Annotated in this window: 17 protein-coding genes; 5 read left to right on the top strand and 12 right to left on the bottom strand. The window is 74.0% G+C overall.

The window, feature by feature from the left end:
- The first annotated feature begins 1 nt into the window (after position 1).
- Both E6U81_RS03450 and E6U81_RS03445 read left to right on the top strand, forming a co-directional pair.
- Positions 2 to 523, top strand: coding sequence for a MarR family transcriptional regulator (locus E6U81_RS03450; protein ID WP_136228577.1), 522 nt, complete (start codon positions 2 to 4; stop codon positions 521 to 523).
- 154 nt (positions 524 to 677) lie between these two features.
- Positions 678 to 2054: a DEAD/DEAH box helicase gene (locus E6U81_RS03445; RefSeq protein ID WP_240803653.1), complete on the top strand. Its 1377-nt coding sequence runs from the start codon at positions 678 to 680 to the stop codon at positions 2052 to 2054.
- 34 nt (positions 2055 to 2088) lie between these two features.
- On the opposite strand, the gene E6U81_RS03440 is transcribed toward E6U81_RS03445, so the two are convergent.
- From E6U81_RS03440 to E6U81_RS03415, 7 genes are all read right to left on the bottom strand, one after another.
- On the bottom strand, positions 2089 to 2850 hold the full coding sequence (locus tag E6U81_RS03440; protein WP_136228575.1) for a GNAT family N-acetyltransferase: 762 nt from the start codon (positions 2848 to 2850) through the stop codon (positions 2089 to 2091).
- Positions 2851 to 2892: 42 nt separating this feature from the next.
- On the bottom strand, positions 2893 to 3369 hold the full coding sequence (locus E6U81_RS03435) for a hypothetical protein (protein ID WP_136228574.1): 477 nt from the start codon (positions 3367 to 3369) through the stop codon (positions 2893 to 2895).
- Positions 3366 to 3506 (bottom strand): hypothetical protein, encoded by a 141-nt coding sequence (locus tag E6U81_RS39625; RefSeq protein WP_168714535.1) that lies wholly within the window; start codon positions 3504 to 3506, stop codon positions 3366 to 3368. The genes E6U81_RS03435 and E6U81_RS39625 overlap by 4 nt, the downstream gene beginning before the upstream one ends.
- Positions 3507 to 3588: 82 nt before the next feature.
- On the bottom strand, positions 3589 to 4236 hold the full coding sequence (locus E6U81_RS03430) for a GNAT family N-acetyltransferase (RefSeq protein WP_136228573.1): 648 nt from the start codon (positions 4234 to 4236) through the stop codon (positions 3589 to 3591).
- A gap of 4 nt (positions 4237 to 4240) precedes the next feature.
- Entirely contained in the window at positions 4241 to 4975 is a 735-nt protein-coding gene (locus E6U81_RS03425; protein WP_136228572.1) for an SDR family oxidoreductase, read from the bottom strand.
- A gap of 119 nt (positions 4976 to 5094) precedes the next feature.
- Positions 5095 to 5652 carry an SRPBCC domain-containing protein gene (locus tag E6U81_RS03420; protein WP_136228571.1) on the bottom strand — a complete coding sequence of 186 codons (558 nt, stop codon included), beginning with the start codon at positions 5650 to 5652 and terminating at the stop codon, positions 5095 to 5097.
- Positions 5653 to 5730: 78 nt separating this feature from the next.
- On the bottom strand, positions 5731 to 6756 hold the full coding sequence (locus tag E6U81_RS03415; RefSeq protein ID WP_240803605.1) for an NUDIX domain-containing protein: 1026 nt from the start codon (positions 6754 to 6756) through the stop codon (positions 5731 to 5733).
- Between the two features lie 251 nt (positions 6757 to 7007).
- Between E6U81_RS03415 and E6U81_RS03410 the strand changes: the two genes are divergently transcribed.
- Entirely contained in the window at positions 7008 to 8270 is a 1263-nt protein-coding gene (locus E6U81_RS03410) for a DUF418 domain-containing protein (protein ID WP_136228570.1), read from the top strand.
- A 16-nt stretch (positions 8271 to 8286) separates the two neighbouring features.
- Here the strand turns inward: E6U81_RS03410 and E6U81_RS03405 are convergent, their stop codons facing one another.
- Positions 8287 to 8880 (bottom strand): MBL fold metallo-hydrolase, encoded by a 594-nt coding sequence (locus E6U81_RS03405; protein WP_136228569.1) that lies wholly within the window; start codon positions 8878 to 8880, stop codon positions 8287 to 8289.
- Positions 8881 to 9010: 130 nt separating this feature from the next.
- Here E6U81_RS03405 and E6U81_RS03400 point away from each other — a divergent pair, with 130 nt between their 5' ends.
- On the top strand, positions 9011 to 9919 hold the full coding sequence (locus tag E6U81_RS03400; RefSeq protein WP_136228903.1) for a helix-turn-helix domain-containing protein: 909 nt from the start codon (positions 9011 to 9013) through the stop codon (positions 9917 to 9919).
- A 57-nt stretch (positions 9920 to 9976) separates the two neighbouring features.
- On the opposite strand, the gene E6U81_RS03395 is transcribed toward E6U81_RS03400, so the two are convergent.
- Entirely contained in the window at positions 9977 to 11056 is a 1080-nt protein-coding gene (locus E6U81_RS03395; protein WP_136228568.1) for a MerR family transcriptional regulator, read from the bottom strand.
- Positions 11057 to 11401: 345 nt separating this feature from the next.
- On the opposite strand from E6U81_RS03395, the gene E6U81_RS03390 reads away from it, so the two are divergent.
- Positions 11402 to 12463: an AraC family transcriptional regulator gene (locus tag E6U81_RS03390; RefSeq protein WP_168714534.1), complete on the top strand. Its 1062-nt coding sequence runs from the start codon at positions 11402 to 11404 to the stop codon at positions 12461 to 12463.
- 44 nt (positions 12464 to 12507) lie between these two features.
- Here the strand turns inward: E6U81_RS03390 and E6U81_RS03385 are convergent, their stop codons facing one another.
- The 3 genes from E6U81_RS03385 to E6U81_RS03375 are packed head-to-tail and all read right to left on the bottom strand — an operon-like array spanning position 12508 to position 16018.
- On the bottom strand, positions 12508 to 12861 hold the full coding sequence (locus E6U81_RS03385) for a UBP-type zinc finger domain-containing protein (protein WP_136228566.1): 354 nt from the start codon (positions 12859 to 12861) through the stop codon (positions 12508 to 12510).
- Positions 12858 to 14345 (bottom strand): ATP-binding protein, encoded by a 1488-nt coding sequence (locus E6U81_RS03380; RefSeq protein ID WP_136228565.1) that lies wholly within the window; start codon positions 14343 to 14345, stop codon positions 12858 to 12860. Before E6U81_RS03380 ends, E6U81_RS03385 begins: the two co-directional genes overlap by 4 nt.
- Complete coding sequence (locus E6U81_RS03375; protein WP_136228564.1) at positions 14342 to 16018, bottom strand: FAD-dependent oxidoreductase; 1677 nt, start codon at positions 16016 to 16018, stop codon at positions 14342 to 14344. The genes E6U81_RS03380 and E6U81_RS03375 overlap by 4 nt, the downstream gene beginning before the upstream one ends.
- Positions 16019 to 16540: the final 522 nt, after the last annotated feature.

Raw genomic sequence — 16540 nt, 5'->3', positions numbered from 1 at the left:
CGTGCAGGGCAAGCCCCGCCCCGCGGCCACGGCCGCGGAGGCGCTTTCGCGCATGGACCAGTTCGTCGCCCTGGGCATCGTCGGCCAGCAGGAGGTGGCGCAGCGGCTCGGGCTGAACGTCACCGACCTGACCTGCCTCGGGCACATCCTGGGAGCCGGGGAGCACCCCCTCTCCGCCGGCGACCTGGCCGAGCTGGTGGACCTCACCACGGGCGCCGTCACCGGCGTGCTCAACCGCCTGGAGAAGGCCGGCTACGCCCGCCGCCGCCCCGACCCGGCCGACCGGCGCCGGGTGCGCGTCGCGGCCGAGCCCGCCGCGGCGGCCCGGGTCTTCGCCGTCTACCAGCCGTTCTACGACCGGCTCGGCACGCTGTTCGCCGACTACACCCCCGACGAGACCGCCGTCATCGCCGACTTCTTCGAGCGCGCCGCGGCCGAGGTCCGCGCCCATTGCGCCCAGGTCCGCTCGGGCGAGCTGGACGCCCCCGAGGCCCTGCCCCCCGCTGGTACCATGGGCGGTTGACCATCTTCTTTCCTTCTTCTCCCCCTGCTTCGAAAGGTCCTGCATGAGGAACCCGTCAGCTCATGGCCGCTTCGGTGTGAAGGGCGGTGCCAAGGGCGGTTCCAAGAACACCGCCAAGGCCCCCCGGAGCCTCGGGCCGCAGGGTGAGTTCGCGATGCCCGAACCGAAGTCGCCGGCGCTGGCGCCGGTGGAGTCGTTCTCGGAGCTCGACCTGCCCGTGGAGCTGGCGCAGACCCTGGCCGCCCAGTCGGTGACGCAGCCGTTCCCGATCCAGGCCGCGACCCTCCCGAACGCCCTCGCCGGGCGTGACGTCCTCGGACGCGGACGGACCGGCTCCGGCAAGACCCTGGCCTTCGGCCTGGCCCTGCTGGCGCGCACGGCGGGGCAGCAGGCCGATCCGAAGCGCCCGCTGGCCCTGGTCCTCGTGCCGACGCGCGAGCTGGCGCAGCAGGTGACCGAGGCGCTGGAGCCGTACGCGGCGGCCCTGCGTCTGCGGATGGCCACGGTGGTCGGCGGGCTGTCCATCGGCCGCCAGGTGAGCGCCCTGCGGACCGGCGCCGAGGTCGTCGTGGCCACCCCGGGGCGCCTCAGCGACCTGGTCGGACGCCGCGACGTGCACCTGGAGCGGGTACGGATCACCGTGCTCGACGAGGCCGACCAGATGTGCGACATGGGGTTCATGCCCCAGGTCACGGAGATCCTGGACCAGGTGCACCACGCGGGCCAGAAGATGCTGTTCTCGGCGACCCTGGACCGCAATGTCGACCAGCTGGTGCGCAGGTACCTGAAGGACCCGGTCTCGTCGTCCGTCGACCCGCAGGCGGGCGCCGTGACGACGATGGACCACCACGTCCTGCACATCCACGCGGCCGACAAGATCTCGGCGGCGACCGAGATCGCGGCCCGCGACAACCGGGTGCTGATGTTCCTCGACACCAAGCACGGCGTCGACCAGTTCGTGAAGCACCTGCGCGCGATGGGCGTACGGGCGGAGGGCCTGCACAGCGGCAAGTCGCAGCCCCAGCGCACCCGCACCCTGGCCCAGTTCAAGTCCGGGGCGGTCACCGTGCTGGTCGCGACGAACGTCGCCGCGCGCGGCATCCACATCGACGACCTCGACCTCGTCGTCAACGTCGACCCGCCGGCCGACCACAAGGACTACCTGCACCGCGGCGGCCGGACCGCCCGCGCCGGGGAGTCCGGCCGGGTCGTCACGCTCGTCACCCCGAACCAGCGCCGGGACATGGTGCGGCTGCTGTCCGACGCCCGGATCCGGCCGACGATCACGCAGGTGCGGTCCGGAGAGGCGGCGCTCAGCCGGATCACCGGTGCGAAGGCGCCTTCCGGCGTACCGCTGGCCGGGGCCGCGCCGACCGACGCCAAGGGCCGGCCCTCGGGGACGGAGCTCGGTTTCCGCGGCATCGGCACGCGGCCGGGCCGGCCCGGGAAGGGCAAGGAGTCCCGCAAGACGCTGGAGGCCCGTCAGCAGGCCGAGGCACGCCGCGCCGCCCGGGTGCGCCGCGGCATCTGACCGCTTCGACGCCCCCGGGGGGCTGGCGGCCCGGTCAGTCCCGTTCGAAGGCGTGCGAGTGGCCGATGACGCGGAAGCCGCGCCGCTCGTACCAGTGGCGCGGCCAGTCCGTCGCGTCGGCGGTCAGGAAGCGGGTGTCGCAGCCCGCGTCCGCGGCGAGGCTCAGTGCGGTGGCCACGACGGCATCGGCGTGGCCGCGCCGGAAGTGCGCCTCCGAGGTCATCAGGTCCTCGATCTGGGCCGTGCCGGCCGCGGGGTCGAGGTAGAGGTCGGCCCAGGAGGCGACCTCCCCGCCCTCGGCGCGGGAGCCGATGAAGCGGACGTCGTCGGCACCGCGCAGGCGGGCCTCGCGCCGGTCGACGAGATGGCGTACGACCTCGTCCTCGACGTCCGGGAGGATGCCGCGCCAGCGGGTGGTGAGCGGGCCGCGCAGTGCGTCGAGGCCGACCTCCTGCGCATCCGCGCGGGCCGGCACCGGTCCGGTGTGGAGCATCACCAGATAGGCGGAGTGGGTGTAGCCGGCACGGACCATTGGTCCGGCGCACGCGCGCGCGGTCTCGTCGTCGAGGACGGAGACCAGGCGGTGCGGCAGGTGGCCGAGGGCCTCCTCCGCGATCGCGGGCAGCGCCTCGGGGTCGACGGCCCCTTCGATGACGACCTGGTTGTTCCCGCGGGAGTGCGCGAAGGCGTCGTCGTAGGCGGCGAACCCGCCGGGCAGCCGGACGGTACGGGCGGCCTGGCGGCGGGCGAAGGCCGCCAGGAAGCCGTTGATCCTGGAGAGGTGCTCGCTGGTCACCCGGGCAGCCTAGTGCTGTGGCCGGAGGCGGGTCACCCGGATTCAGGCGACCGTGCCCCGGCGCAGGCGCTCGGCGGCGGCGTTGCGGACGCGGCGGGTGCGGGCATCGGCGGCCAGCAGCTCCAGGGCCTCGCGGGAGCCGAGCAGCCGGGCCGCGGTGCGCTGGCACCAGTCGGAGGCGCCCGTCAGCTCGGCGGCGGACCAGGCCTCGCCCCGGGTGACAGCCTTGAGCAGGCTCCACTCCCGCAGCCGGCGCTCGGGGAAGGCCCGGCCGGCGAGCACGCCGGACATGGCCCGGGCCCAAGCGGTGAACCCGTCGTCGGCGAGCAGGACCGCCGCCCTGCGGTCGAGGTGGGTGACCACCGCGGCCTCCGCCATCACCCGGTCGGGATCGCCCAGTACGGCGGTCACCACCTGGGCCTCGGCCCCGGCGTTCCCGTCCGGTACGGCGGCCAGGGACTCCAGGTGGCGGGCGTAGCGCCAGTGCTCGGGGGGCGTGCCCGCGTCGGGAAGGCTCATCGGGCGGCCTCCTCGCGGACGTGTCCGGTCCGGCCGGCACCCGTGACGGGTATGGCCCGGCCCGCCCCCACCGGGACGACCGGCGCCTTCGGCGGCATGCCTATGGCGGATCGCCGCTGCTTCTTGCCTGTCCGCATGGCACCCATTCCACACGATCACCGCGGCGGGCCGGTGGTCAGGGTGCCGTCCGGGCGCCCTCGGCGCGTTGCCGGAGTGTACTCAGGGCCCGGGAGGCCGCATCAGGGCCTCCGCGCCGACCGGCCGGTATCCGGCCGCCTGGAAGGCGCGGACGCTGCGCGCGTTGCCGGTGGCCTGCTGGGACCAGACCGGCCGGCCGTCGGGGACGAGGTGGCGTGCGGCGCGCGCCAGTTGCCTGCCGAGCCCGCGGTGCCGGACGTCCTCGTCCACCTCGATCGCCGCCTCCCAGCGGCCCGCGACGCCGCGGCCGAGGACGAGGACTCCCCCGTCGGCCGACCAGACCCGTACGTCGTGACGGCGGCGCAGGGCCCTGCGTACGCGCGGGTGATGGGGGTCGGTCGTCTCACGGAGCTCCACCGCGGGCCTGCCGGGCAGCGGGCCGGCGACGGTGAGCAGGTCGATGGTGTCGGTCCGGCGGCCGGTGCGGTCCAGGAGCGCGGCCAGGAAGCGCGGGTTCATGGTGGCGGCCAGCGCGTCGCAGTCCAGGGTGGCGAGGGTGGCGAGCACCCAGTCCGGGTCCTCGTCGGTGAACACGACGGAGTGCGCGGTGAAGGCGAGGACGCCCGCGTCGCGGTGGTGTTCCTGCGGCACCACGGTCGTGCCGCCGTCGGGGGGTGGGAACCGGCCTTCGGCCGCCGCGTCCAGGATCTCGGTCAGGGTGCGGCCCATGCCGTCAGACCTGCTCGAAGTGGAAGGACTTGATGAAGCAGTCGCGCGGCTGGCCGATCGCGAAGAAGACGCAGTCGACCAGCGACTGGGCGGTGAGGGGGTCCTTCGCGGTGCGCGGGGCCCCCTCCCACGCGTCCGACAGGGGGTCGTGGTTGTCGAAGTCCGGCGGGTAGAGCGAGATCACGCGGACGCCCCGGTCCCGCAGCCGGCGGGACAGGATCTCGGTGAAACCGGCCTGGGCGCTCTTGGCGGCGTAGAAGGCGTCGTGGGCGTCCGAGCGGTGGTGGCCGGTCTCCCCGCAGCCGGACACCATGGTGACGATGTCCGGCTTGGCCGACTTCAGCAGCAGCGGGAGGAATGCCTTGCTGGCCAGTACGGTTCCGGTGGCTCCGGAGGCGAGGGTGTCGACGACGTCCTCGTCGGAGGCGGACAGCAGGTCGGTGCCGTGCTGGTAGCGGGAGCCGTTGTTGACGAGCACGTCGACGTGGTCCGTGCGCGCGGCCACCGTGGCGGCGAACTCCCGCACGGAGACGGGATCGGTGAGATCGCAGGCGTAGGCGTGGACGCGGTCGGCGTCGTGCCCCTGGGCCCGGATCTCGTCGCGGACGTGTTCGGCGGCTTCGAGGGTCCGGGCGGAGAGGTGGACCTCGGCTCCCCGGCTCGCGAACCGGAGGGCGAGGGTACGCCCGAAGTCGCGGCCTGCGGCGGTGATGACGACGCGGTGCTGTTCGAGTGTCATGGCTGCGCTCCTGATTCATGCTCCGTACACATGATCTCAGGTGCGGTGCCGGGCCGTTCGGGTGGGGCGGGCGCCGGGCGCCCGCTTGTGGAGCCCGCCGGATGACCGTGCCCCGCGGATCAGCCCTCGCGGGTCTCTCGGGGCGCGCGGGTCTCGTGCGCCTCGTATCCGCCGGCCCCCTGGCCCGTCTCGTGCTGCGGCTCGGGAAGCGGTGCCCCGGTCTCCAGCAGGGTCTTGAGGCTCGAAGCGAGCATCGGCCAGGCCCGGCGGCACATTCCGATCAGGGTGCCGCCCGGCTCGAATCCGTCGTGGCGGATCGTCAGCCGGGCGAGGGTGTCGCCGACCGGCTCGATCTCGTACGTCACCTTCGTGCGGGGCTCCTGCGCCAGCTCGGACCGCAGCTCCTCGTCGATCCCGACCGTGGCCGCCCACTGCGGGCTGAAGGTGTGCCAGGTGTAGGACAGCAGGCGGTCCGGGACGCAGCCGAGGACCAGCTGGCCCGGGTCGCTGGTGCGGGTGCCCCGCTCGACCCAGTCCATCGCCGAGCCCACCGACCAGTCGGTCTCGAAGCTCAGGCCCCAGTACCGGCGGGTGAGGGCGGGGTCGGTGAGGGCCTGCCAGACCCGGGACGGGTCGGCCTGGATGTAGAGGGTGTAGGTGATCGCACTGTCGCTCATGGCCCCATGCTGCGGGACCGCGGACCGTGGACGAGGGATTTCCCGGTCACGGCGGTGGCGGGCGGTCCCGCCACCGGGTCACCAGCGCACGCCCTCCTCGGCGAGCTCCGCGAGCGGGGTGCGGGCGGGGGCCGGGAGGCCCAGCCGGGCGCGGGCCGCGTGGACCGCGGCGACCTCGTCCTCGCCGGCCGGGCCCCAGTCGCTGAGTTCGCGGACCTGTTCGGGGGTGGCCAGCAGCCGGGCGTACGCCGGGTCCACGACCGGCGGGAGTGCGGTGAGGCGGGCCGCGACGCGGGCGTGGGCGCCCTCCTCGCCGTAGCGGTAGCCGAGCGGGGCGGAACCCGCTGCGGCCGCGGCGGCCGGGGGCGGGAGGTGGGCGGCGCCGCTGGTCCGGGCGATCAGCAGCAGGACGCGGCCGTCGGGGGCGAACAGCCAGGCGGAGACGGACCGTACAGGCACCTGCGCGGGGACCGGGCCGGCGTGCCAGGCGCCGCGCTGCGGGGTCCGGCGGGCGCGCAGCACCCCGAGCCGGTCGAGGGCGGTCGGTGCGGTGGGGCGGCCGTCCTCCAGCAGGGCGGCGCCGCAGCCGTTGATGCGGGCGCGCAGGGCGGACAGGGCGCGGCGGGCGTCGCCGGGGTCCATCAGGGCGGGCAGGTCGGCCGGCTCGGCGAAGTGAATGCCGGTGATCTCCTGCGCCGGGAGGCGGACGGCGTCGATCCGGTCCGGAGTCCAGGTCCCGCCGTCGTAGACGTGCAGGATCTCGCCGGGGAAGCGCATCTCCGGCGGGAAGCCGGGGGTGTCGGCCGGGATCCAGTCGACGGCCAGGCCGCGCGGGTAGCGGCCGTCGACACCGAGCTCCTCGCGCAGCTCGCGGGCGGCCGCCGCGGACGGGGCCTCGCCCGCGTCGATCGCCCCGCCGGGGAGGAGCCGGTCGGCGCGGTAGTCGACGCTCTGGACCAGGATCCGGCCGTCGGTGTCGGTGACGAGGACGACGGCCGCGGTCCAGACGGCGGCGCGCGAGGCACCGTACTCCTCGGGGGTCATCCAGGTCCCCGGGCCGCACTCAGGATCGTCGGTCGCGCTGTGGTCGGTCAGCTGCGGCATCGGGACTCCGTTCACCTGGGTGGACCCGCCGCCTGTCCAACAGCGGGCGCGGCCCGCGGGTTACGGCGGGCCGCGGAGCCGGAACCGGCAGGCCGCGGGGCCGGAACCGGCAGACCGGCTTTGCCACCGCTATACCTCCTTATTACCTGGTTATGTCTTCGTTGGTACGGTGCGGGAGCGGACTGGCGGCATGAACACCGCCGGTCCGACCAACTTCGGGGCGGAGCGGAACGGCAGTGGCGGGGACAGCGGTGGAAGCAGGGGCCGGGACGGGTGCCGGAACAGGTGCCGGGAACGGAGCGGAGGCGGGCGGACGGGGCGGCGGCTCCGTCCGGCTGGCCGGGGTCGACGCCGTGCGGGGCATAGCCGTGCTCGGCATGTTCGCCGTACACGTGGGTCCCAGCCCGCAGCCCGAGGGCGCCGGATACCTGCTCGTCGCCGCCGACGGGCGCGCCCCGGCGCTCTTCACCCTCCTCGCCGGCTTCTCCCTGGTCCTCGCGCAGCGCGGCACGGACCCGGCGCGGCGCCCCGAGGGATGGGCGGCACGGTGGCGTCCGCTGCTGATCCGCTGCGCCGTCCTGGCCGTCCTCGGCCTGTATCTGGCCTCATTGTGGCCCGGGATCCTGGTCATCCTCGCCTTCTTCGCCGTGTACTTCCTGGCGGCCGAGCCCTTCACGCGGCTCTCCACCCCGGTGCTCACCGCCGTGGCGGGCGCGTCGGTGGTGGTGGGGCCGCTGCTGTCGTTCCTGCTGGGCCCGCTGTTCGGGTACGGGTCCTCCGGGCGCGGCCTGGTCCCCGAGGCCGCGGACCTGACCAGCTGGCCCGGGCTGGGCGCGGCGGTGGTCGAGCTGCTGCTGACCGGGGCGTATCCGCTGGCGACCTACTTCCCGTACGTCCTGGCCGGAATGGCCCTCGCCCGGCTCTGCGACGTGCGGGAGCGGGTGACGGCCCGGAGGATGGCGGTGTGGGGCACGGCGGCCGCAGTCGCCGGGTACGGCTCCGCCTGGCTGGCCACCCACGTGTTCGGCACCCGGCAGCGGCTGCTGGAGGCGATAGCGGTCCACCACCCGGAGGCCATGGCCGCCGCCGACCCCGTACGGGAGGTGCTGAGCGGCCAGTTCGGCGCCGTACCGAGCACCTCCTGGGACTGGCTGCTGCTCGCCGACCCCTACAGCCAGACCCCGCTGGAGACCCTCGGCAACGCGGGGGTCGGGTGCGCCCTCATCGGCCTGTGCGCACTGGCCGCGCGGCACGCGGTGGGCGCCCGCCTGCTGCGGCCGCTCACGGTGCTGGGCGCGATGGCGCTGAGCGCGTACGTCGTCCACGCGCTGGTCCTGGCCGGTCCGGCCCACGGCGCCGCGTCCTGGTGGGCGTGGATCGCCTTCAGCGGCGCGGCCCTGGCCCTGACCTGGGCCTGGCAGCGGATCTGGGCCGACAGCCCGCTGCGCCGCGGCCCGGTGGAGCACGCCCTGCGGCTCGCCACCCAGGTGGGCGGCCGGGCCCGGCGGGTGTGACCGGCGACGACACGGACTAGCGTGGCGTGGTGTCGTCGGGCTTGAACGGGCCGCCGTGGCCGGGAACGATCAGATCCGCGGCTGCCATGACCCGGAGCCGGGAGGCGCGCAACACCGCGCGGTCGGGGGCGACCGGGTCGTCCGCCGGGCCGTCCGCGTGCCACCACAGATCACCGGCGAAGGCGACCACGCCCGCGTCCGTGCCCGCCAGCAAGGTGATGTCCTCGGTGCTGTGGCCCGGGGTACGGATCAGCCGCAGTGACGGGGTGAGTTCGTAGCCCTCGGCATCCCGGTTCGTCCACTGGTCGCCGAGGTACTCCACCTTGTGGTCGTGCACCCGGGCCCGCCCGAACAGGCCGACGTTCATGGTGTTGTCCGGATGGTGGTGGCTGAGCACCACGTCGGTGATGTCGTCGGGCCCGAGCCCCAACTCCGCGAGGGGGGCGAGGATGCGGTCGGGGCTCGCCACCATGCCCGGGTCGAAGATCACATGCCGGCCGGCGTCGGATATGAAGGAGACGGTGGCGGCGACTCCGGGGCCGGTGGAGCCGACGTAACCGGTGGTCAGGATCGTGTACACGGCGCTGCGGCCGAGCGGTGCGTCTGTCATGGCCTCAATCCTCCCTGTCCGGAAGGCCGTTCACGAGTGGCACGGCTGCCACCGATCGCAGGATTAGTGCCACACTGCGCGGGTGCCTCCCTTCGTGTCCGTCGCCGCGTACGCCCCGCCCGGAGTCGGCATGCTCGCCGTCGGCATCGTCAGCGAGGTCTTCGGCCCGCGCGGCGAGGAACTGCCGGGCTTCGACTTCGCCCTGTGCACCGACCGGCCCGGGCCGGTCCCCTCCGACCTCGGCGTGCCGCTCACCATCGCGCACGGCCTGGACCGGCTCGCCTCGGCCGATCTGGTGATCGCCCTGCCGTGGGCCGGTTTTCGCACGCCGCCCGCGCCCGCCGTGCTCGATGCGCTGTCGGCCGCGCACGCGCGCGGCTCACTGGTCGCCGCCCACTGTGTCGGTGCCTTCGCGCTCGCTGCCGCCGGGCTGCTCGACGGCAGGCGGGCCACCACCCACTGGCGGTTCGCCGAGCTGCTCGCCCGCCGCCACCCCGAAGTCCGCGTCGAAGCCGACGCCCTCTACATCGATGAAGGCCCTGTCCTCACGGGTGCCGGGGCCGCGGCAGGCTTCGACCTCTGCCTGCACCTGCTGCGGCGGGAGTACGGAGCCGCGGTGGCCAACACCGTCGCCCGGGACGTGGTGCTCCCCTCCCACCGCGACGGCGGGCAGGCGCAGTACCTGGCCGCCCCCGTCCCGGAGGACTGCGGCGACGAGCGTCTCGCCGACGTCCTCGCGTGGGCCGCCGCAAACCTCCACGAGCCCCTTCCCGTCGCGGAACTGGCCCGGCGGGCCCTGATGAGCAAACGCTCCTTCGCCCGCCGCTTCACCGCCGCGACCGGTACCACCCCCCACGCCTGGCTGCGGAACCTGCGTCTGAGCAGCGCCGAGGAACTCCTGGAGACCACGGACCTGCCCGTCGAGGAGGTCGCCCACCGCGTCGGATACGCAAGCGCGGCCATCCTGCGGGAACAGTTCGTGCGCCGCCGGGGAGTGCCGCCCCGCTCCTACCGCCGCTCGTTCACCAGCACGCCGTGACGAACAGGGCGGGCGGCGCTGCGGCCGATCGGCGCCGGACCATCACGTCGCCCCCCGTCAGTCGTCCAGGCGGACGGGCATCAGGATCGAGAAGGTGTCTCCGGTGTCGGTCCGGCGGACGGCCAGCGGGGCCGTGGGGGCGCCGGCCTCGACGACCAACTCGTCCCGGGCCCCGGCCGCGAGGGCCTGCAGCAGGAAGGCGCGGTTGACCGCGACGCGGTCGGGGGCGCCCTGGCCGTCCTCGCAGACGGTCACCGAGCCGTCGGCCACCTCGAGCACGCTGAGGTCGAAGAGCGGGCCGTCCGGCTCGCGCATCTCGCTCTCCCGGACGGGGCCGGTCTCCACCGCGTGCCGGAGCGCCGCTACGTTGACGAGGGCCCGGCGTCCCGCGGGCAGGCGTACGAGGCGGCGGTAGTCGGGGAAGTCGTGGTCGAGGCACTGGCCGGCCGCCTCGTGGTCGCCCGCCCGCAGGGCCGCGCGGTCGCCGTCCACGGTCAGCAGGACGGACGCGTCCTCGCTCAGCAGGGCCCGCATGGCGTCCGTCAGCCGGGAGGGCACGACCAGCTGGACACGGGGTCCGTCGTATGCGGCGGCCCCGGCCCGTGCGACGGCCATCCGGTACCGGTCGGTGGCCGCGAGCCGGAGCTCCCCGCGGTCGATGTCGAACAGGACGCCGCCGAGCATCGGCAGCTCCGGGTCGGTGCCGGCGGCGAAGCGCACCGAGTCCAGGGCCTCGGCCAGCTCCGGGGCGCGGAGGGTGAGCCGGACGGTGGCGGTGCGGTGCGAAGTCATGGGGTTCTCCCTGCGTTCGAGTAGCGCTCGGACCGTGGAGAACTCGCCGCGGGCATCGTCGAGCCCCTGCTCCAGGCGGTGCAGGTGCGCCCGGAGGAGCCCGCGCACCAGGTCGGTGTCCGCACCGGACAGGCCCGCCAGCACCAGCCGGATGTCCGCCAACGGCATGCCCGCCCGGCGCAGGTGGGCCAGCACCCGGGACTCGTCGAGCTGTTCGGGGCCGTACCAGCGGTAGCCGGTGACCGGATCCACCCGGGCCGGGACCAGCACACCGGCACCGTCGTAGAACCGGAGCGCGCTCACGCCCAGGCCGCTGTCCCTGGCCATCTCACCGATGCTGCGCATGTCGTTCTCCACACCCGGAACTCTGCGCCCTCCACCAGGTCGAGGGTCAAACGGCAGGTCCGCAGCGAGGGACGGGAGGCGACGGGGCGTCCTGGGTCCGAGCCCCCCACCCCCGTGGGGGGACTCCGATCCGGACGGGACCTCCCGTACTCGTCCCCGGGTGCCGCGGCACCCCGCGAGAACGATCACAACGCTAGGCCGGGGAGGCCGGCTCGACCCATGGCAGCGGACGTCAGCAAGGGGACCGAACGCGCCAAGGAGGGACCCGCCACGCCGAATGGGGGGCATCAGGTCCCAAATGGTGGCGATGAGCTGGCATTTCGCGCTGGTCTATGCTCACCACCTGTGGTCTCGCATGCGCACCCGGGGACGACGTCCTCCGCCCTCACCCGCCTGAACGTCCATGCCGCACGTCTGCTCGGGATACCCCCGACCGGGTACGCGCACCTGCTGGGCATGGCACCCGAGCACCTGGGCGACGACCTGTGCCGGCCGCCCGCCGTCACGAGCATCCGCATCGCGGAACTGGCGACCGTCCACGCCCACTGGACCGAGGTGGCCCTGCTGCTGGCACAGCAGTCGGACATCGGCAGCCTCGGGGTCTGGGACTACCTGATCACCTCCGCGCCCACCCCGCTCGACGGGATCCGGGACGCCGCGGTCTACCTCGCCACCGTCGTCGACACCAGCACGGACGACCTCCGGATCACCGAGGACGGGAACCGCATCACCCTCAGCCACCTCAACAGGGCCGATCTGGCCCACGAGGCGGCCTGCGCCGTCCGCGCCTGCGCCCTCGGCCTGTACCTGCGCCGCCTGCGCGAGGCCGCGCAGCGGCCCCTCGTCCCCCTCCACGTGGCCCTGGCCGCCGAGGCGCCCCGTCGGCACGACGCGCTGATCGAGCTCTACGGGACCCGCGCCATCGAGTTCGGCGCCCCGATCAGCTCGATCACCTTCCGGACCGCCGATCTGACCGCCCCGACTCCGCACGCCCAGCCCGGGCTGTCGGCCGTACTCCGAAGGCATGCCGACCAGAGCCTCGCCTCGGCCGTCCCGCTGCGCGACTGGCTGGACCTCTTCCGCAGCGCGCTCGCCTCCGTCCAGGACGAATCCGGCCCGGACCTGTCCACCGTCGCGCGGCGCATGGCCGTCAGCCCGCGGACCCTCCAGCGGCGCCTCGACGAACACGGCACCACCTGGAGCGCCGAGGCCGAGGCCGTACGCCGGGACCATGTCTCACGGCTGCTCCACACCACCGACCTCGGCATCGACGCGATCGCCGCCCGCAGCGGCTACGCCGACGCCCGCGCCCTGCGCCGGGCCGTCCAGCGCTGGTACGGCACGACGCCCGCCGCCCTGCGCCGCGCGGGCCACCCGCACGGCCACGCCCTGGAGCCCGTCCGGTAGCCCCGCCTTGTAGCCCGTCCCGTCCGTGCCCGCGTACCGGCGGGTCAGCGGTGCAGCCGGCGCGTCCAGTCCTCCGGCACCCGGTCGGCCGGTCCGGGGGCCGGCTGGTCCGCGGGGTGGTCGCCCGGCGGGGCCAGCCGGGGCCCGGACTCGTACATCTCGTTGGCGTCGTAGTCCCAGAACCATTCCTCGCCCGGCTCGAAGCTCTGCACCAGCGGGTGTCCGGTCGCCTTCCAGTGGCCGGTGGCGTGCTGGCCGGGCGACGAGTCGCAGCAGCCGACGTGGCCGCACTGGGCGCAGCGCCGCAGGTGGAACCACCAGCCGCCCGCCGCGTCGCAGTCGGCGCAGCCGGTGCCGGTCGGCGGGACGCTCGGTTCGATCCCCTTGATGTCACTCATACGGGCTCCTCGGCCGTCTCGGTTCCGGGGGCGTTCTCGGGTCCGGGTTCGGGTTCCGGTGCGGTCAGCGGCAGCAGTACCTGGAAGCGGGTGTCGCCGGGGGCGGATTCGACCTGGAGGCTGCCGTGGTGCTTGTTGACGACGATGCGCCAGGAGATGTCCAGGCCGAGGCCGGTGCCCTCGCCGACCGGCTTGGTGGTGAAGAAGGGGTCGAAGATGCGGCCGCGGATGTCGGCCGGGATGCCGGGTCCGGTGTCGCGGAACTCCACGAGCAGCCGTTCCCCCTCGCGTGCCGTGCGGACTGTCAGGGTGCCGTCGCCCCCGGTGCTGCCGATGGCGAAGACGGCGTTGTCTATGAGGTTGGTCCACACCTGGTTGAGCTCCGCCGGGTAGGCGGGCACGTCCGGCAGGGAGCGGTCGTAGTCCTTGACCACCTGCACCCGGGGGCCCATCTTGCCGGACAGCATCAGCAGGGTGCTGTCGAGGAGTTCGTGGACGTCGACGACCCGTGTCGGGGCCCGGTCGAGCTGCGAGTACTGCTTGGCGGCGTCGACGAGGTGGGAGATGCGGGTGGTGGAGTCGTCGATCTCGTCCATCAGCAGCTCGGTCTCGACCGAGTAGTTGAGCCAGCCGATGGCTCCCGGGAGGATGTCGTCGTCCACCGCCGCCGCGACCTGCTCCAGCCAGTCGACGTCGAGTCCGGCCTGGACGAAGGTCGGTGCGATCCGCCAGCCCTCCGCGATGCCGTGGTCGTCGAGCCAGTCGGCGAGCTCGTCCTCCCGGTCGGAGGCCTCCAGCGGACTGAGCGCCGTCGCCTTCGCGACGCGTTCCACCGTGCGTTCCTGGACTTCGATGAGGTCGGCGATCGCCTCGCGGGAGTAGTGGCCCTGGGCGATCACGGCGAGCTTGTGCCGCATCTTGCCGACGCGTTCACGCAGGGTCGCGGTGGCCCGGACGGCCGCCGCGGCCGGGTTGTTGAGCTCGTGGGTGAGACCGGCGGACAGCGATCCGAGGGCCAGCAGCCGTTCCCGCTGCCCGATGGCCCGCTGGGTGTTCTTCGCGCCGAAGAAGAGCCCCTCCAGCAGGTGCGCGGCCATCGGGAACCACTCCTGCATGAAGTCCGAGAACGCCTGCGCGGGCAGTACGAAGAACCGGGTCGGCTCGGTCACCCGCATCGAGTTCGTGTACGTCTGGGGCACCCGGTCGCCGAGGTAGGCCTGCATGGCGCCCGCGTACACGCCGCGCTGCGAGGTCCGGCTCACCTCGACGTCGTCTCCGCCGACCCGGCGGGACAGGACGACGGTGCCCTCGATCATCACGTAGAAGCAGGACGCCGGGTCGCCCTCGGTGTACACGGGACCGGTGTCGAAGCGCTCCACCCCGCCCTCGGCGCACAGTTGCCCGAGCTGCTGCGGCGTGAGCTTCTCGAACAGGAACAGCGAGGCGATCTCCTGCGGGTCGCAGTGCACGAACTGCCCGCTCATGACTGCTCCAGGTAGCGGTGGACGAGCATCACGGCCATGGCTCCCTCTCCGACCGCGGAGGCGACGCGCTTCGCGGACTGGGCCCGCGCGTCGCCCGCGACGAACACGCCGGGGATGTTGGTCTCCAGGTGGTAGGGCGGCCGGTCCAGCGCCCATTCGGCGGGCGGCCGCCCGTCCGGCGTGAGGTCGGGGCCGGCCAGGATGAACCCGCGGTCGTCGCGCAGCACCGTGCCGTCGAGCCAGTCGGTCAGCGGGGCCGCGCCGATGAAGACGAACATCCACTGCGCGTCGACCAGTTCCGTCGCCCCGCTGTCGATGTCGCGCAGCGCCAGCCGCTCCAGGTGCTCCTCGCCGTGCGCGGCCTCGACGACGGTCCGGGTCCGCACCGAGATGTTCGGCGCCTCCTCGATCTGCTGGATCAGGTAGTAGGACATCGACGCCGTGAGGGACTGCCCGCGCACCAGCAGCGTCACCGACTTCGCGCCGCGCGACAGGTACATCGCCGCCTGGCCGGCGGAGTTGGCACCGCCCACGATGTACACGTCGTGGCCCTGGCAGGAGGCGGCCTCGGTCAGCGAGGAGCCGTAATACACCCCGCGGCCGGTCAGGTCCTCGCAGCCGGGCGCCAGGAGCTGCCGGTAGGACACTCCGGTGGCCAGGATGACGCTGTGCGCGGCGACGGACGAGCCGTCGGAGAAGCGGACGAGGCGCGCGGGGCCGTTGACCTCGAGGCCGGTGACCTCGCGCGCGGTGAGGATCTCGGCCCCGAACCTGCCGGCCTGGCGGCGGGCGCGTTCGGTGAGCTGGGCACCCGACACGCCGTCGGGGAAGCCTAGGTAGTTCTCGATGCGGGAGCTCTGCCCGGCCTGCCCGCCCGTCGCCGACCGCTCGACCAGCACGGTCCGCAGTCCTTCGGAGGCCCCGTACACGGCCGCGCCGAGGCCGGCCGGGCCGCCGCCGATCACGACGAGGTCGTAGAAGTCGGCGGCCGGCGTCGTCGCGAGCCCCACGTGGGCGGCCAGGTCGGCCGCCTCGGGCTCGATGAGCACGGTGCACTCCGGGGTGACGACCAGGGGGAGCCGCTGTCCGTCGGCCCCGGCCGCCTCCAGCAGCCGCCGTCCCTCGGGCTCGTCGGAGGAGTACCAGCGGTACGGCACCTGGTTGCGGGCCAGGAACTCCCGCACCTGCGAGGAGCGGGCCGACCAGCGGTGCCCGACGACCTTGGTGGCGGGAACGGGGCGGTAGTCGCTGGAGCGCCAGGCGGCGAGCAGGTCGTCGACGACGGGGTAGAGCTTCTCCTCGGGCGGGTCCCAGGGCTTGAGCAGGTAGTGGTCGAGGTCGACGACGTTGATCGCGTCGATCGCGGCGCTGGTGTCGGCGTAGGCGGTCAGCAGCACGCGCCGCGCGCCCGGGTACACGTTCAGGGCCTGCTCGAGGAATTCGATGCCGTTCATCTGCGGCATGCGGTAGTCGGCGAGGATCACCGCCACCAGGTCCCCGCGCAGTTTCAGCTCGTGCAGTGCCTCCAGAGCGGACTCGCCGGACTCGGCGCGCACGATCCGGTACCCGGCGCCGTAGTGGCGCCGCAGGTCGCGGGCGACGGCGCGGGAGACCCCGGGATCGTCGTCCACGGTCAGGATGACGGTCCGCGCCGGTTCGGCGGCCTGTGTCATGCGTCTCCCAGGGGCGGCCCGGTCCGGCGGCGCGGCGAGCCGCCCGCGCCGGTTCCCGCCCATCGTATGTTCGATCGTCCGGATCCGCTCCGGGTCCGCTTCGGATCTGCTGCGGGCCGTCACGGAGCGTGCACGTCCGGTGCACGCCGAGCGCGCACGGCCGCTGTCGCCGATGCGGTCGCCGAAGGGTTTCGGGTCGGAGGGGCACCGTCACCCGACCGTGTGATCGGCGCGGCCCGCCCGGCGCCGGTACGGCAGGGTGGTCGGATGCAGCTGCGCCGGGCCCTTCCCCTGACACTTGCCGCACTCGTCATGGCCTCCGGATGCATGACGGTGCATCCCGCTCCCGTCCCCGCGCCGGACCCGCCGCAGCCGGCTCCTGCCGGCAACCGCGGGCTGCAGCGTGAACCCACGGTCGCGGCCGGGCCGTTGGTCGGGCTGCCGTCCGCAGGGTCCGTGGAACCCGCGCCGGATCCGGACGAGCCCGTGTCCGTACCGGCGTCGGCGCCGCACCGGCCGGCC

Origin of the sequence: Streptomyces sp. A0592 (assembly GCF_004795115.1) — a bacterium.
Classification (GTDB): Bacteria; Actinomycetota; Actinomycetes; order Streptomycetales; family Streptomycetaceae; genus Streptomyces; species Streptomyces erythrochromogenes.
The sequence above is the reverse complement of the archived record's forward strand: the minus strand, read 5'-3'. Positions and strand labels throughout refer to the sequence as shown.

Bases quoted from the DNA above. Each gene is read 5' to 3' on its own strand.
- E6U81_RS03445 (WP_240803653.1), top strand. From the start codon at position 678: ATGCCCGAACCGAAGTCGCCGGCGCTGGCGCCGGTGGAGTCGTTCTCG.
- E6U81_RS03435 (WP_136228574.1), bottom strand. From the start codon at position 3,369: ATGAGCCTTCCCGACGCGGGCACGCCCCCCGAGCACTGGCGCTACGCC.
- E6U81_RS39625 (WP_168714535.1), bottom strand. From the start codon at position 3,506: ATGCGGACAGGCAAGAAGCAGCGGCGATCCGCCATAGGCATGCCGCCG.
- E6U81_RS03430 (WP_136228573.1), bottom strand. From the start codon at position 4,236: ATGGGCCGCACCCTGACCGAGATCCTGGACGCGGCGGCCGAAGGCCGG.
- E6U81_RS03425 (WP_136228572.1), bottom strand. From the start codon at position 4,975: ATGACACTCGAACAGCACCGCGTCGTCATCACCGCCGCAGGCCGCGAC.
- E6U81_RS03420 (WP_136228571.1), bottom strand. From the start codon at position 5,652: ATGAGCGACAGTGCGATCACCTACACCCTCTACATCCAGGCCGACCCG.
- E6U81_RS03415 (WP_240803605.1), bottom strand. From the start codon at position 6,756: ATGCCGCAGCTGACCGACCACAGCGCGACCGACGATCCTGAGTGCGGC.
- E6U81_RS03405 (WP_136228569.1), bottom strand. From the start codon at position 8,880: ATGACAGACGCACCGCTCGGCCGCAGCGCCGTGTACACGATCCTGACC.
- E6U81_RS03400 (WP_136228903.1), top strand. From the start codon at position 9,011: ATGCTCGCCGTCGGCATCGTCAGCGAGGTCTTCGGCCCGCGCGGCGAG.
- E6U81_RS03395 (WP_136228568.1), bottom strand. From the start codon at position 11,056: ATGCGCAGCATCGGTGAGATGGCCAGGGACAGCGGCCTGGGCGTGAGC.
- E6U81_RS03385 (WP_136228566.1), bottom strand. From the start codon at position 12,861: ATGAGTGACATCAAGGGGATCGAACCGAGCGTCCCGCCGACCGGCACC.
- E6U81_RS03380 (WP_136228565.1), bottom strand. From the start codon at position 14,345: ATGAGCGGGCAGTTCGTGCACTGCGACCCGCAGGAGATCGCCTCGCTG.
- E6U81_RS03375 (WP_136228564.1), bottom strand. From the start codon at position 16,018: ATGACACAGGCCGCCGAACCGGCGCGGACCGTCATCCTGACCGTGGAC.